Below are 14,237 nucleotides of genomic sequence, written 5' to 3' on the forward strand. Positions count from 1 at the left end.
ATTTCCGCAACCGACGGTGGCGCCGGGTCCTGGAAGGACCTCTCGCGTAACGGCAGAGGTTCAGGTTCGCTACCCGCGGAACGTGTTATGCAGAATTAGGTCGCGGGTTGTCGGGATTAGGAAGTGTTAGGATATTTCTGTCTTGAAGCCGTAATGAGCGGCGCCTTAGGATTGCAATCGTAGCGGGCAATTACTCGCGCGTAAGTACCCACAATCCTTCATCTTGGCCTGATCGCGCCGGCACGATCGGGACGCCTCAACACGCCGGCATGATCCCCGCATGAATACTCAAGTGGGGTGGAACTGGGGGTTTGCATGTCTGATGAATTCTGCCCACGCCAGATCATCTTCACGATCCCGGGAAATCCTGGCGTAAAGATCACAGCCACCGAGAACGACGGCGCGATCGACTTCATCGTCGACGTCCAGGAAGGCGCGTCCACGGCGGACCTGCGGGCGTTGTTCTTCCACTTCACCGAGTCGAAGCTGGCGGGGCTGACCTTCACCGAGACGGGGGGCACGAGCTTCCTGACCGAGACGAAGGTGCAGGCCAACGCCGTCATCGACCTAGGCGACAACGCGAACCTGAGCGGCGGCGGCCGCAAGCCCTTCGACATCGGCATGGAATGGGGCACGCCGGGAACGGCGAAGGATGACCTCTTCCAACCGCTGACCTTCACCCTGTCCCGCGCCGAGAACGACCTGACGCTCGACGACATCGGCGGCAAGCAGTTCGGCGCCACCCTGGGCAGCATCGGTGGCCCGGGCGGCCCGCGGAGCGGCGCGTCCAAGATCACCGGGACCGCGCCCTACGCGCCGGACGCCAAGGACGACACCTTCAACGGCTTCGAGGACGGCGCCGCCGACGCGAATTCGCCCTCCAAGACTCCGGTCGCGATCAAGCTGAACGTGCTGGCCAACGACACGGACGGCGACGTCGGCCAGGTCCTGACCATCCTGAACCAGTTCCATGATGGGCCGGAGCACGGCACGGTCACCACCGACGGCCAGTTCATCTACTACACGCCCGACCTCGACTGGGCCGGCACGGACAGCTTCGAGTACTGCGTGACCGACAGCGCCGGCGGCCAGGACCATGCCGTCGTGACCGTCAACATCGCGCCGGTGGCCGACGACCCGCTGATCACGGTCACGGTCAGCCAGGGCGACAACATCAACCAGATCCTGTTCGAGGTGACGGCCACCCAGGACGACGCCGACGGCTCGGAGTTCATCGACTTCATCAACGTGACCGCGCCCGGCGGTCTACCTCTCGGCGCCACGGTTTCGCCCGGCGCCGTCAACCCAGGAACGGAGCCGAACTCGATCACGCAGGTCTTCACGGTCAACACGGCCGCGGCGACCGACTACGACTTCGACCTCGTCTTCGGCGCGGTCAGCAAGGAAAAGATCGGCGGCGACACGGAGTCCAACTCGGTCACCAAGGACGTCGTCATCGAGTACAACGAGAACGACTTCTCGAAGACGTACACGATCGACGACGCCAGCATCTGGAGCACGGGCGACGCCTTCATCTTCAACTACGACGACTTCATCGGGCTGGACGAGACGTTCCAGGACGACGCCGGCGACCCCGACGTGATCGACACCTACTATGACGTCTCGGTGCACGTGAAAGCGGGCTTCGACGTCCACTTCAATCTCAACGGCGGCAGCGTCGACGCCAGCATTCCCGTCGATATCGGTATCGACACCACCTACAACAAGACGACCGACAACCTGCTGATCTCGTCGTCGCTGGCGCTGGGGGCGGGCGGCTCGTTCGCGACCACCGGCCCGGGCGGAGCGTTCAAGCTGGACTTCGTCTGGCAACTCGACGGCTACGCCAAGGCCGAGATCGCCGGCGTCGACATCATCATGGAGACGTTCGACCTCGGCGACACCTACAATATCTTCGACCTGGACAGCACGGACCTGGCGTTCTCGTTCGACGCGCTTCCGGGCGTTGTGACGATCGACTTCGCCTGGCCGACCTTGAACGTCTCCAACCCGGGCGGGCTCGACGGCTCGGGCCAGAGCAACGACTTCCTGACTGCCACCCTCGACGCCGACGCCCTGGCCAACCTCCTGCTGGGCGGGGCGCTCACGTTCCTCGACCCCGAGCCGCTCAATCCTGACAACTTCGAGCTGGCGGACGTCGACATCATCGGCGCGGCGAGCTTCCTCCAGGCGTTCGCCTTCGCGATCGGGGCGGGGACCAAGGTCAATCTCGTGCTCGAAGACGGCTTCACGACCGAACTGACCTTTGGGACGGACCTGCTCATCACCAACCTGTCTAGCCACGAGCTCGACAACGATGCGGACGACATCGTCTCGTTCCACTTCGAGCTGATCCCGAAGGTGAACCTGGAGAACGACACCGACGTCGAGTTCGACTTCGACCTGACCTACGCGATCGGCAAGAACCCGCCGGTCATCGACGGCCCGATCTTCGGCGACACGGTGGATATCGGCTCGTTCACCCTCGACGTGTTCAACGACACGTTCGCGGTGGCCGGCCTCACCAGCCAGACGGTGAACTTCACGGTGTAGCCTTCCTGGCCCCAGGCCGCCCCGCATCGGCGCGGCCTGGGGTCTCAGGCGTCCGTGGTCTCATCCAGCAGCGCCACCGCGCCGCTCCCGGCCAGGGCGTCGGCCAGGGTGGTGCGGTCCAGGATCACCGAGACTTCGTTGCGCACCCGGGCCATCACCTGGCGCAGCGCGCAGGCCGCCTCGTCCGGGCAGTCTTCGCAGCGCTTGTAGAAGTTGCGGCTGGCGCAGGGCAGCAGCGCCAGCGGCCCGTCGGTCAGGCGGATCACCTCGCCGAAGGTGACGAGGTCGGCGGAGCGCGAGAGGCGGTAGCCGCCGTTCCAGCCGCGGGCGGCCTCGACGATGCCGGCCTTGCGCAGGTCGGTCATGATCGCCTCGAGGTACTTCCGCGGAATGCGCTCGGCCTCGGCGATGGCGCTCACGCCGATCTGCTCCGGGTCGCGCCGGGCGAGCAGCAGCAGGGCCTTCAGGGCGTAGCGCCCGCGTTGCGAAAGCATGGCCTTCACTGCCCCTGATCCGCCGGCGCGATCAACCGGCTTCGGCGCCGCACCGGTCCGACCCTGCCGCAGCGCGGGGGTTCACAGCGGGGGTGCGGCGGCCTAAAGGGCGCCCATGGCCGAGTTCGCGCTTGCCCCGCCGCCCGTACCCGTCGTGCCTGTGGAGGGCGAGGCGGGAGGCTTCCCGGTCCGCCGCATCCTCTGTGTCGGGCGCAACTACGCCGCCCACCGGCGCGAGATGGGCGGCGACGACCGCGACCCGCCGTTCTTCTTCTGCAAACCGGCCGACGCGGTTGTGCCGCCGGGCCGCGATCCGGCCTATCCGCCGCGCACGGCGAACCTGCACCATGAGATCGAGCTGGTGGTGGCGATCGGCAAGGCGGGCCGCGAGGTGGCCGTGGAGGACGCGCTGGAGCTCGTCTTCGGCTACGCCGTCGGCGTCGATCTGACGCGCCGCGACCTGCAGTCGGCGGCCCGCGAGAAGGGCCAGCCCTGGGACGCCTCGAAGGGCTTCGACGACAGTGCTCCGATCTCGGCCATCCGCCGCTGGAGCGGGCCGCCGCCTCTGGGCCGCATCGCCATCTCGGTGAACGGCCAGGTGAAGCAGGACGCCGTCGTCGCCGACATGATCTGGAACGTGCCCGAGATCGTCTCCGAGGCCTCGAAGCTGTGGGCGTTGGCGCCCGGCGACCTGATCTACACCGGCACGCCCGAGGGCGTGGGGCCGCTCGTGAAGGGCGACGCGGTGGAAGGCGAGGTCGAGGGCGTGGGCCGGCTCGCGTTCCGGATCGTCTGATGGCCTACACTCTGCATTCCGCATGGCGCGCGACGGCGCCCTACCGCGTGCGCATCGGCCTGGCGCTGAAGGGCGTACCGTACGGCTACCACGCCATCGACCTGCTGGCGGGCCAGCAGCGCGAGCCGGAGTACCGGGCCGTGAACCCGCAGGGCCTGACGCCGGCCCTGGACCTGGGCGACGGCACGATCCTGACCCAGAGCCTGGCGATCCTGGAGTGGCTGGAGGAGACCCGGCCCAACCCGCCGATCCTGCCCCGCTCGGCGCTGGACCGGGCGATGGTGCGCCGGATGGCGGGGATCATCTGCTGCGACATCCACCCGCTAAACAACACCCGGGTGGGCCGCAAGCTGACCGAGCTGGGGGTGCCGCCCGAGGTTCAGATCAAGGATTGGATCCACGCCTGGATCCGCGACGGCTTCGACGCGCTGGAGCCGCTGGTCGCGAAGCACTGCGGACAGTTCGCCTTCGGCGACAGCGCCACGATCGCGGATTGCTGCCTCGTGCCTCAGGTTTACTCCGCCCGGCGCTTCAAGCTGGACGTCGCGTTGTGGCCGGCCCTGGTCGGCGCCGCCGACCGCGCGGCCGAGCACCCCGCCTTCCAGGCGGCGCACCCCAATAAGCAGCCGGACGCGAAGCCCCTCTGATGCCGAAGACCCTCGACGACCTGAAGGCGAAGAACCGGGCCTGGGCGGCCGGCAAGGTTGCTGTCGACCCCGGCTTCTTCCGCCGCCTCGAAGGCCAGCAGGCGCCCGAGTACCTGTGGATCGGCTGCGCGGACTCACGCGTGCCGGCCAATGAGATCGTCGGACTCGATCCCGGCGAGCTGTTCGTGCACCGCAACGTCGCCAACCTAGCCCCGCCGCAGGACGCCAACTACCTGTCGGTGCTGCAGTTCGCCGTCGACGTGATCCAGGTGAAGCACATCCTGGTGGTCGGCCACTACGGCTGCGGCGGCGTGGCGGCGGCCGTCGATGGCCAGCGCCGCGGCCTCGTCGACCACTGGCTGCACCCGATCCGCGAGGTGCACCACATCCACCGCCACGAGCTGGAGGCGCTGCCCGACGAAAAGGCGAAGTGGGACCGCCTCGTCGAGCTGAACGTCATCCGCCAGGTGAAGAACGTGGCCTCCGACGTGTTCGTGCAGGAGGCCTGGGCGCGCGGGCAGTCGCTAAGCGTCCACGGCTGGGTCTACACACTGGGCAACGGCCTGGTGACCGACCTGGACGTGACCGTCTCCGGCCCCGAAGACCTGGCCGAGTTCGTCGATTGACGGTGGCGGCGCCCCGCCCTCATTTCGCCGCCAGCAGGTGGCTTTGAGCCGACGAGGGAACGTCTAGGAACGACTGAATGAAACTGAAACTGATGGCCGCCGCCGCTGCGGCCGTTCTGGCGTGCGCGGCGCCTGCGATGGCCCAGCCGTCGGCCGCCGACGCCAAGGCCTTCGTCGAGAGCGCCGAGGCCCAGATCGACAAGGCCAGCGCCTTCGCCAATCGCGCCCAGTGGGTGCGGGCCAACTTCATCACTGAAGACACCCAGTGGCTCGAGGCGAAGGCCAACGCCGAGCAGAACGGGCTCCTGGCGCGGCTGGCCGTCGCGGCGGCGAAGTTCAACGGCGTGCAGGCCGATCCCATCACCGCCCGCAAGCTGAAGCTGCTCAAGCTCTACGCGGTGGCGCCGGCGCCCAACCGGCCCGGCGCGGCCGAGGAGCTGGCGGGTCTGCTGACCAAGCTGGATTCGACCTATTCGACCGGCAAGTTCGCCTTCAAGGGCAAGCAGATCACCCTCAACGACGCCGAGGACGTGCTCGCGAAGTCGCGCGACCCGGCCGAGCTGAAGGCGGTCTGGGAAGGCTGGCACGACACCGCCAAGGTGATGAAGCCCGACTACGCCGAGTTCGCGACCCTCTCCAACGAGGGCGCCAAGGGCCTGGGCTTTGCGGACACCGGCGCCCTCTGGCGCTCGAACTACGACATGGAGCCCGATGCCTTCGCCGCCGAGACCGACCGGCTGTGGAAGCAGGTCGAGCCGTTCTACCGCAACCTGCACTGCTACGTTCGCGCCCGCCTCTCCGAGAAGTACGGCGAGGCCGTCCAGCCGCGCACCGGCCCGATCCGCGCCGACCTGCTCGGCAACATGTGGGCCCAGCAGTGGGGCAACATCTACGACGTCGTCGCCCCCAAGACCGCCGCCTCCAGCTACGACCTCGACAAGCTCCTGGTCGACAAGGGCTACGACCCCGTCCGGATGGTGAAAACCGGCGAGAACTTCTACTCCTCGCTAGGCTACGCGCCGCTGCCGGAAACCTTCTGGCAACGCTCCCTGATCACCCGCCCCCAAGACCGGGAAGTGGTCTGCCACGCCTCGGCCTGGAACCTCGACGACAAGAACGACATCCGCATCAAGATGTGCACGAAGGTGAACGCGGACGACTTCCGGACCGTCCACCACGAGCTGGGCCACAACTACTACCAGCGCGCCTACCAGAACCAGCCGACCCTCTTCCGCAACGGCGCGAACGACGGCTTTCACGAGGCGATCGGCGACTTCGCGGCGCTGTCGGCGTCGACGCCCACCTACCTCAACCAGATCGGCCTGCTCGAGAAGGTCCCGGGGGCCGAGGAGGACATCCCGTTCCTCCTGAAGACGGCGCTCGACAAGATCGCCTTCCTGCCGTTCGGCCTGCTGGTCGACCGCTGGCGCTGGGACGTCTTCGCAGGCGAGACCACGCCCGACGAATACAACAAGGCCTGGTGGGACCTGCGGCTGAAGTACCAGGGCCTCAAGGCGCCGGGCGAGCGGTCGGCCGACGCCTTCGACCCTGGCGCGAAATACCACGTGCCGGGCAACACGCCGTACACGCGCTACTTCCTGGCCCACATCTACCAGTTCCAGTTCCACCGGGCCGCCTGCCAGCAGGCCGGCTGGAAGGGCCCGCTGCACCGTTGCTCGGTCTATGGCCAGAAGGCCGTGGGCGAGAAGTTCAACAGGATGATGGAGCTCGGTCAGTCGCAGCCCTGGCCGCAGACCCTGGCGGTCTTTTCGGGAGAGACCCGCACCGACGCCAGCGCCGTGGCCGACTACTTCAAGCCGCTGAACACTTGGCTCGTGCAGCAGAACAAGGGCGAGAAGTGCGGGTGGTAGGCGCGCTCTGCGCGCCTACTTCAGCTTGATCTCGGCCAGGCGCTCCTGGAGGTACTCATCGGCCGTGATGGGCGTCGGGTACCGGTCCGGGTGCTGGGCGTCGACGCAGTTGGGCAGCGTCTTGATCAAGTAGTCCGAGTTGAAGTGCAGGAAGAACGGCGTCGAGTAGCGCGGGAAGCCGCGCCGCTCGGGCGCCGGGTTCACCACCCGGTGCGTCGTGGACGGCAGGCGGTGGTTGCACAACCGCTGCAGCATGTCGCCAATGTTGCAGACCAGGCTGCCGGGCGGCGGGTTGATCGCGATCCAGCGGCCGTCGTGGTCCTTCACCTCCAGCCCCGCCTCCTCGGCGCCGAGCAGCAGGGTGATCACGTTGATGTCCTCGTGCGCGCCGGCGCGGATGTGCGGGCCGTCCTTGGGCACCGGCGGATAGTGCAGCAGGCGCAGGATCGAGTTCCCGACGTCGACCTTGTCGTCGAAGAAGTGGCGGTCGAGGCCCAGGTAGACGGCGATCGACTCCAGGACCTTCAGGCCCATGGCGTCCAGAGCGTTGTACAGCCACTGCACCTTCGCGTGGAACTGCGGCAGCTCGTGATCCGGCCAGACGTTGTCGGCCATGTGGTCGCGGAACCGGTGCCCCGGCGGCAGGTCGCGGCCGACGTGCCAGAATTCCTTCAGGTCGTAGTGAGCGTGGCCCTTGGCGGTCTCGATGCCGAACGGGGTGTAGCCGCGCTGGCCGCCGACCCCCAGCTTGTATTTGAACTTCGTCTCCTCAGGCAGCGCGAAGAACTGCTTCATCTGGTCGATGGCGTCGTCGACCTTGTCCTGCGGCATGCCGTGGTCGGAGATGACGGCGAAGCCCCAGCGGGCGTAGCTGTCGCCGAGCCGCTGGGTGAAGGCTTCGAAATCCCTGGAGAAAAGCTCGAACGAGACGGGCTCGATGTGGTCCTGGAGGGCGTGCGCTTGGCTCATGGGCGCGTTCTACACCCCCTTGTTGCAGGCCTCCAGACCTAGCCCTCGCCCGCCACGCGCCGGCGCGGCTCGGCCACGACCGGGTCGTTGTCGGCCTCCTCGGCCTCTTCCTTGCGCAGCCGGCGCATCTCCTCGGCCAGCAGCTTCTCCATGGTCTCGCGGCTGTCGCGCACGGCCATGGCGTAGCGCTCCTCCTCGCCGTAGACGGGCGCGAGCTTCTTGAAGAGCTTCATGTCGTGCTCGCGGAAGACCGTGACGGCCCTGGCCGCCCGCCGGTCCGAGAGACCCAGCCGCAGCAGCGCCTTCTTGCCGAACAGCAGCGCGCTCTCGAACGTTTCGCGCACGATGTCGTCGCCGCCCACGCGCACCAGCTCATAGGCGTGGCGGCGGTCGAAGGCGCGGGCGATGATCGTGAGGTTCGGGAAGTACTCGGTCGCCGACTTCACCAGCTCGACGGCCTTGTCCTTGTCGTCGATGGCCACCAGCAGCAGCCGCGCCTTGTCGGCCCCCGCGGCGCGCAGCAGGTCCAGCCGGGTGGCGTCGCCGTAGTGCACGCGCCAGCCGAAGCGGCGGATGGTGTCGATCTGCTCGATGGACGAGTCCAGCAGCACCACCTTGAAGTCGTTGGCGGTCAAGAGGCGCGTGGCGATCTGGCCGAAGCGGCCGAAGCCCGCGACAATGGCGTCGGGCGCGCCGTCGTCGAATGGCAGCCTCTCGGGCTCGGCCAGCCCCGCGGCCCGGTTCAGCACCAGCTTCTCGTAGAGCGCGAAGGCCAGCGGCGTCAGCGCCATGGAGAGCGCCACGACCGCTGTCGCCAGCGCCGCGTCCCCAGCGGTCAGCACCTGGGCGGCCGCCACGAAGCCCAGCAGCACGAAGGCGAACTCGCCGCCCTGCGCCAGGGACACCGCGATCGTGCCCGCATCGCGCCGGCTGCGGCGGAAGGCCATGCCGACGGCCCACATGGCCAGGAACTTCGCGGCCATCAGCGCCAGCGTCAGCGAGACCACCAGCACCGGCCGGGCGGCCACTAGGCCGAGGTCCAGGCCGGCGCCGACGGTGATGAAGAACAGGCCCAGCAGCAGCCCGCGGAACGGCTCGATGTCGGTCTCCAGCTCGCGGCGGAACTCGCTCTCGGCCAGCACCACGCCGGCCAGGAAGGCGCCAAGCGCCGGCGACAGGCCGACCAGCTCCATCAGCGCGGCGACGCCCACCACCAGCAGGAGGGCCGAGGCGGTGAAGATCTCGCGCAGCCGGGCGGCGGCGATGAAGCGGAACATCGGCCGGGTGAGGTAGCGGCCGCCCACGACCACGACCCCCACGGCCGCGAAGATGGCGAGGATGCGCAGCCACTCGGGCTGGCCGGCCAGGATGCTGTGGCCGTGACCGCCCGCGGCCTCGGCGGCGCCGGGCGTGAGCGCGAGCAGCGGCAGGAACGCGAACAGCGGGATCACCGCCAGGTCCTGGAACAGCAGGACGCCGAACGCCGCCTGGCCCACCGGCCCCTGCCGCAGGCCCTTCTCCTCGAGGTTCTGCAGCACGATCGCGGTGGACGACATGGCCAGGATCAGTCCGATCGCCAGCGCCACCCGCCAGTCGGCGCCCAGGAGCAGTGCGACGGCGCCCACCGCCGCGGCGCTCGCGACCATCTGCGCCGCGCCCAGGCCGAAGATCGAGGTGCGCATCTCCCACAGGAGCGCCGGGCGCACCTCGAGCCCGATGAGGAACAACAGGATCACCACGCCGAACTCGGCGAAGGCCATCACGTCGCCGGCGTCGCCCACGAGCGCCAAGGCGAACGGGCCGACGATCACGCCGGCGATCAGGTAGCCCAGGACCGAGCCTAGCCCGAGCCGCTTGGCGATAGGCACTGAGATGACTCCCGCGGCCAGATAGACCAGGGCCTGAAGGAGGAGGGAGTCGGCGGTCATGCGGGCAACATCATCGCCTGATCCGTGGGTGTGACCGCAATATCATCAATCGATGAATTTTTTCGCGGAGCCATTCTCAACCGGTGTTTTGCGGCGTATTGGGCGACCCATGGCTGACAAGGTTCGCAAGGACGCGGTCGAGGCGCTGCAAGGGCTGCTCTTCGACGGCATGACGATCATGGCGGGCGGCTTCGGGCTGTGCGGCATCCCCGAGACCCTGATCGCGGCGATCCGCCAGGCGGGGGTCAAGGACCTGACGGTTGTGTCGAACAACTGCGGCGTCGACGACTTCGGGCTGGGCGTGCTGCTGGCCGGCGGCCAGATCCGCAAGATGATCTCGAGCTACGTGGGCGAGAACAAGCTGTTCGCCGAGCTCTACCTGTCGGGCAAGCTGGAGCTGGAGTTCAACCCGCAGGGCACGCTGGCCGAGCGCATCCGGGCCGGCGGCGCGGGCATTCCGGCATTCTTCACCAAGACCGGCGTCGGCACCCTGGTGGCCGAGGGCAAGGAAGTCCGCGAGTTCGACGGTGAGCTCTACGTAATGGAGCGCGGCCTCACCGCCGACCTGTCCATCGTCAAGGCCTGGAAGGGCGACGAGGAAGGCAACCTCGTCTACCGGATGACCGCGCGGAACTTCAATCCGATGATGGCGACCGCGGGCAAGGCCTGCGTCGCCGAGGTCGAGGAGATCGTCCAGACGGGAACGCTGGACCCTGACAACATCCACACGCCCGGCATCTTCGTCGACCGGATCGTCGAGGGGGTGCACGAGAAGCGCATCGAGCAGCGCACCGTCCGCAAGTTTGAGGGAGCCGCGTAATGGCCTGGACCCGCGACCAGATCGCCGCCCGCGCGGCGCAGGAGCTGCGCGACGGCTACTACGTGAACCTCGGCATCGGCATCCCGACCCTGGTGGCCAACTACATCCCGGCCGGCATGTCGGTGACGCTGCAGAGCGAGAATGGCATGCTGGGGATGGGCCCCTTCCCGCTCGAAGGGGAGGAGGACGCCGACCTCATCAACGCCGGCAAGCAGACGATCACGGCGCTGCCGTCGAGCAGCTACTTCTCCAGCGCCGACAGCTTCGCGATGATCCGCGGCGGGCACATTGACCTCTCCATCCTGGGCGCGATGCAGGTGGCCGAGAACGGCGACCTCGCCAACTGGATGGTGCCCGGCAAGATGGTGAAGGGCATGGGCGGCGCCATGGACCTGGTGGCGGGCGTCAAGCGCGTGGTCGTGGTCATGGAGCACTCGGAGAAGAGCGGCGCGCCCAAGCTGCTCAAGGCCTGCACCCTGCCGCTGACCGGCCAGGGCGTGGTGGACATGGTCATCACCGACCTCGGCGTCTTCGACGTCAGCCGCGGGCGAAAGCCGATGACCCTGCTGGAGTGCGCGCCGGGCGTGACGGTCGAGGAGATCAGGGCCAGGACCGAGGCGTCGTTCGAGGTGGCTGAGAAGGCGCCGGCGTAATTCCCTCCCTTAATGGGGAGGGTGGCGAGCGAAGCGAGACGGGTGGGGAAGCGTAGACCCTCACCGGTCTCAGCACTCAGACCCACACTCCCCCACCCTGGCCGTTCACGCGGCCTGTCCCTCCCCATTAAGGGTGGCTTTGGATGGAGGCCTTGAAGCCGCCACGGCGATGCTCACGTATGTTCCGGTAATGGCTTGCCGGGCGGGCAAGACGTGAGGAATGCTTTGTCCATGAAATCCCTGCTCATCGCCGCCGCTGTGCTGGCGGTCGGCTCCGTCGGGACCGAGGCGTCCGCGGCCAACAAGACGGCGGTCTTCGCCGGCGGTTGCTTCTGGTCGGTGGAGAAGTTCTTCGAGGCCACGCCGGGCGTGATCAATGCCGTGTCCGGCTACGCGGGCGGCACGACGGCAAACCCGACCTACGAGAACCACAAGGGCCACCTGGAGGCCGTGAAGGTCACCTACGACCCAGCCAAGATCACCTACGCCCAGCTGGTCGACCGCTTCTACCACAACATCGACCCCACCGATCCGCGGGGGCAGATCTGCGACACGGGCCCGTCCTACCGCACGGCCGTGTTCGCCGCGAACGCCGAGGAGAGGGCGGTCGCCGAGGCCGCCAAGGCCAAGTACGCCAAAGAGCTGGGCGCGACGATCACGGTCACGACGCGCAACGCCGCGCCGTTCTGGAACGCCGAGGGCTACCACCAGGACTTCGCCAAGAAGAACCCGGCCCACTACGAGCGCTACCGCATCGGCTGCGGCCGCGACCGGGTGCTCAAGGTGGTGTGGGGCGCCCAGGCGGGACGCTAGCCGGCAGGCCACTGACGGGATCGCGTGGGCTGGGGCGGAAGCCCTGGCCTGTGAACATCTCGATCTTGCGCTTGTGGCGGCGGTCGAGCCAGACGCTGCCGATCTCCAGACCTGACGCGGCCTCGAAGTCGGCCTCCATCTCGGCCCGCCGCCAGCCCTCGTAGGACACCATCAGCACGCGCCCGCCGATCTCTGCGGTGAGCGGCGCCGCGGTTTCGGCCTGGTTGCGCGGACCCTCCATCAGGAGCCAGCTCACCAGGGGGACGCCCAGTTGCCGCAGCCGGTCGCGGCCGTAGTAGGCGGTGGCGTAGAACAGGAAGCGGTTGTTCACGGCGATGGCGGTCAGCCCGGGCTCCAGCGTGGCGCGGTTGAGGATCATGTCCGCCGTCTGCGACCAGCCGCGGGCCCGCTTGAGCCCGTTGGCCAGGCCGACCTTGTCGGCCAGCGCCGGCGAGGTCACCGCGGCCAGGAAGAACGCCGCCACCGCGCCCTGGATCGCCAGCGCCGCGATCAGCCAGCGCCGCGCCCGCCAGCGCATCAGCCAGGCCGCCGCCAGGATCGATCCCGCCAGATAGCCGGCGCCCGACCAGTTGGCGTTCGCGCGGCTGATGAAGGCCTGGCCGGTGACGATCACCAGCGGCGGCAGGGTGAAGCAGAGCAGGGTGAAGTCGGCGGGCGAGAGCCGCTTGCGCGCGATCGCCAGGCCCACGCCCACGATCAGCACGCCCAGCGGGATCGGCCCGAACACGCCGAACTGCGAGAGCAGGAACAGGCCCGCCTCGCCCAAGTTGAACAGCTGCACCCCGCTCCAGGCGGCGTTGGCGGCGGTGTGCTGGAAGGTGGCGAAGTCGTGCGTCGCGTTCCAGGCGAGGTTCGGGGCCAGGACCGCCGCCAGCGCGATGGTCGCCCCGGCCGCCACGGGCAGGCTCCAGGCCCGCCGCGCGCCCGGCGAGGCGACGGCGTGAACGGCGACGCCGATGACGAAGTAGACCGCCGCGTACTTCGACAGGAACGCCAGCCCCAGCGCCGCGCCCAGGCCCACCGCTAGCAGCAGCCGTCGCCGGGCGTCGGTCGCCTGCAGCAGTGTCACATAGGCCAGGATCGACAGCCCCAGGAAGAACAGCAGCGGCGCGTCGGTGGCCGCCACCAGGGCCGAAAGCTGGATGCCGGGCATCAGGCCATAGAGCGCCGCCGCCACCAGCCCCGTCGCGCCGTCGTAGAGCCGCCGCCCGATCAGGAACACCAGCACCGTCGCCCCGGCCTGGAACAGGCAGGCCGACAGCCGCACCCAGGCCTCGGCGTCGCCGCCGACGGCGGTGGTGGCCCAGATCGCCCAGGCGATGACCGGGGGTTTCGAGTAGTAGCCGAAGTCCAGCGTCCGCGACCAAAGCCAATACTGGGCCTCGTCCGGGTAGAGCTCGAGCGGGGTGCTGAACAGCGCCACCAGCCGCGCGACCGTCAGCGCCGCGGCGAGCAGGACAGCGGCGCGCAGGTCGCTCATGGGCCGGATCGACCTCTCGTTGTAAGGCATATTGTGTTCCAGAAGCGGCCGGACCCTAGCCCTTGGGGTCGAGATCAGCCACCCGTATCGCTAGAATTCTGGGCGTTCCACCGAGGGGGGTGATGCACATTCGCCTCAGTGTGACAGGGACGCGCCGACCGTCGCAAAACAGTCACCAACAGCCTGACTTTTGGAGCTATAGGGCGGCAAGAACCGACACGCCGGCTTAGGGGCAAGCGCGTGCGGCAGTCTTCGGAGAGGGGTATCTTCATGCGATCCATGCACCGACTCGCCTGCGGGGCGGCGTTGGCCATCCTTGCGTCGGCAGCGTCCACGGCCGTGTATGCTCAAGCCACGACGGGCGCCATTCGCGGGCAGGTCACGGACCAGACCGGCCAGGCGGTCGGCAACGCGACCGTCACTGTGACCCACGTGCCCACCGGCTCGGTTTCGACCTCGGTCACCGGGCCCGACGGCTTCTATTCCGTTCGCAGCCTGCGGCCGGGCGGCCCTTATCGGGTGTCGGCTACCGCGGCAGGCTTCACCACGGGCGGCGTGAACGTCGG

At 68.3% G+C, this 14,237-nt stretch carries 13 protein-coding genes; 9 read left to right on the top strand and 4 right to left on the bottom strand.

Going from position 1 to position 14,237, the window contains the following annotated elements:
- The first annotated feature begins 315 nt into the window (after positions 1–315).
- Positions 316–2,553: an Ig-like domain-containing protein gene (locus VGD44_RS12500; RefSeq protein WP_331087446.1), complete on the top strand. Its 2,238-nt coding sequence runs from the start codon at positions 316–318 to the stop codon at positions 2,551–2,553.
- Between the two features lie 44 nt (positions 2,554–2,597).
- On the opposite strand, the gene VGD44_RS12505 is transcribed toward VGD44_RS12500, so the two are convergent.
- On the bottom strand, positions 2,598–3,047 hold the full coding sequence (locus VGD44_RS12505; RefSeq protein WP_331087448.1) for an Rrf2 family transcriptional regulator: 450 nt from the start codon (positions 3,045–3,047) through the stop codon (positions 2,598–2,600).
- 115 nt (positions 3,048–3,162) lie between these two features.
- On the opposite strand from VGD44_RS12505, the gene VGD44_RS12510 reads away from it, so the two are divergent.
- From VGD44_RS12510 to VGD44_RS12525, 4 genes are all read left to right on the top strand, one after another.
- Complete coding sequence (locus tag VGD44_RS12510) at positions 3,163–3,843, top strand: fumarylacetoacetate hydrolase family protein (RefSeq protein ID WP_331087450.1); 681 nt, start codon at positions 3,163–3,165, stop codon at positions 3,841–3,843.
- Positions 3,843–4,490: a maleylacetoacetate isomerase gene (maiA, locus tag VGD44_RS12515; protein ID WP_331087452.1), complete on the top strand. Its 648-nt coding sequence runs from the start codon at positions 3,843–3,845 to the stop codon at positions 4,488–4,490. Before VGD44_RS12510 ends, maiA begins: the two co-directional genes overlap by 1 nt.
- Positions 4,490–5,116 carry a carbonic anhydrase gene (locus tag VGD44_RS12520; RefSeq protein WP_331087454.1) on the top strand — a complete coding sequence of 209 codons (627 nt, stop codon included), beginning with the start codon at positions 4,490–4,492 and terminating at the stop codon, positions 5,114–5,116. The genes maiA and VGD44_RS12520 overlap by 1 nt, the downstream gene beginning before the upstream one ends.
- A 77-nt stretch (positions 5,117–5,193) precedes the next feature.
- Positions 5,194–6,987 carry a M2 family metallopeptidase gene (locus VGD44_RS12525; RefSeq protein ID WP_331087456.1) on the top strand — a complete coding sequence of 598 codons (1,794 nt, stop codon included), beginning with the start codon at positions 5,194–5,196 and terminating at the stop codon, positions 6,985–6,987.
- Between the two features lie 15 nt (positions 6,988–7,002).
- Here the strand turns inward: VGD44_RS12525 and VGD44_RS12530 are convergent, their stop codons facing one another.
- Positions 7,003–7,956: an isopenicillin N synthase family dioxygenase gene (locus VGD44_RS12530; RefSeq protein ID WP_331087458.1), complete on the bottom strand. Its 954-nt coding sequence runs from the start codon at positions 7,954–7,956 to the stop codon at positions 7,003–7,005.
- A 38-nt stretch (positions 7,957–7,994) separates the two neighbouring features.
- Positions 7,995–9,884 (bottom strand): monovalent cation:proton antiporter-2 (CPA2) family protein, encoded by a 1,890-nt coding sequence (locus tag VGD44_RS12535; protein ID WP_331087460.1) that lies wholly within the window; start codon positions 9,882–9,884, stop codon positions 7,995–7,997.
- A gap of 109 nt (positions 9,885–9,993) precedes the next feature.
- Here VGD44_RS12535 and VGD44_RS12540 point away from each other — a divergent pair, with 109 nt between their 5' ends.
- From VGD44_RS12540 to msrA, 3 genes are all read left to right on the top strand, one after another.
- Positions 9,994–10,704 carry a CoA transferase subunit A gene (locus VGD44_RS12540; RefSeq protein WP_331087462.1) on the top strand — a complete coding sequence of 237 codons (711 nt, stop codon included), beginning with the start codon at positions 9,994–9,996 and terminating at the stop codon, positions 10,702–10,704.
- Positions 10,704–11,357: a 3-oxoacid CoA-transferase subunit B gene (locus VGD44_RS12545; protein ID WP_331087464.1), complete on the top strand. Its 654-nt coding sequence runs from the start codon at positions 10,704–10,706 to the stop codon at positions 11,355–11,357. Before VGD44_RS12540 ends, VGD44_RS12545 begins: the two co-directional genes overlap by 1 nt.
- Positions 11,358–11,588: 231 nt before the next feature.
- Complete coding sequence (gene msrA, locus VGD44_RS12550) at positions 11,589–12,170, top strand: peptide-methionine (S)-S-oxide reductase MsrA (RefSeq protein ID WP_331087466.1); 582 nt, start codon at positions 11,589–11,591, stop codon at positions 12,168–12,170.
- Here the strand turns inward: msrA and VGD44_RS12555 are convergent.
- On the bottom strand, positions 12,136–13,671 hold the full coding sequence (locus VGD44_RS12555; RefSeq protein WP_331087468.1) for a glycosyltransferase family 39 protein: 1,536 nt from the start codon (positions 13,669–13,671) through the stop codon (positions 12,136–12,138). The two genes, msrA and VGD44_RS12555, sit on opposite strands and share 35 nt — an antisense overlap.
- A 270-nt stretch (positions 13,672–13,941) precedes the next feature.
- Between VGD44_RS12555 and VGD44_RS12560 the strand changes: the two genes are divergently transcribed.
- The coding region (locus VGD44_RS12560) for a carboxypeptidase-like regulatory domain-containing protein (RefSeq protein ID WP_331087470.1) at positions 13,942–14,237 on the top strand (296 nt) is incomplete at its 3' end.

It is taken from the genome of Phenylobacterium sp., from assembly GCF_036402295.1.
Lineage (GTDB): Bacteria > Pseudomonadota > Alphaproteobacteria > Caulobacterales > Caulobacteraceae > Phenylobacterium.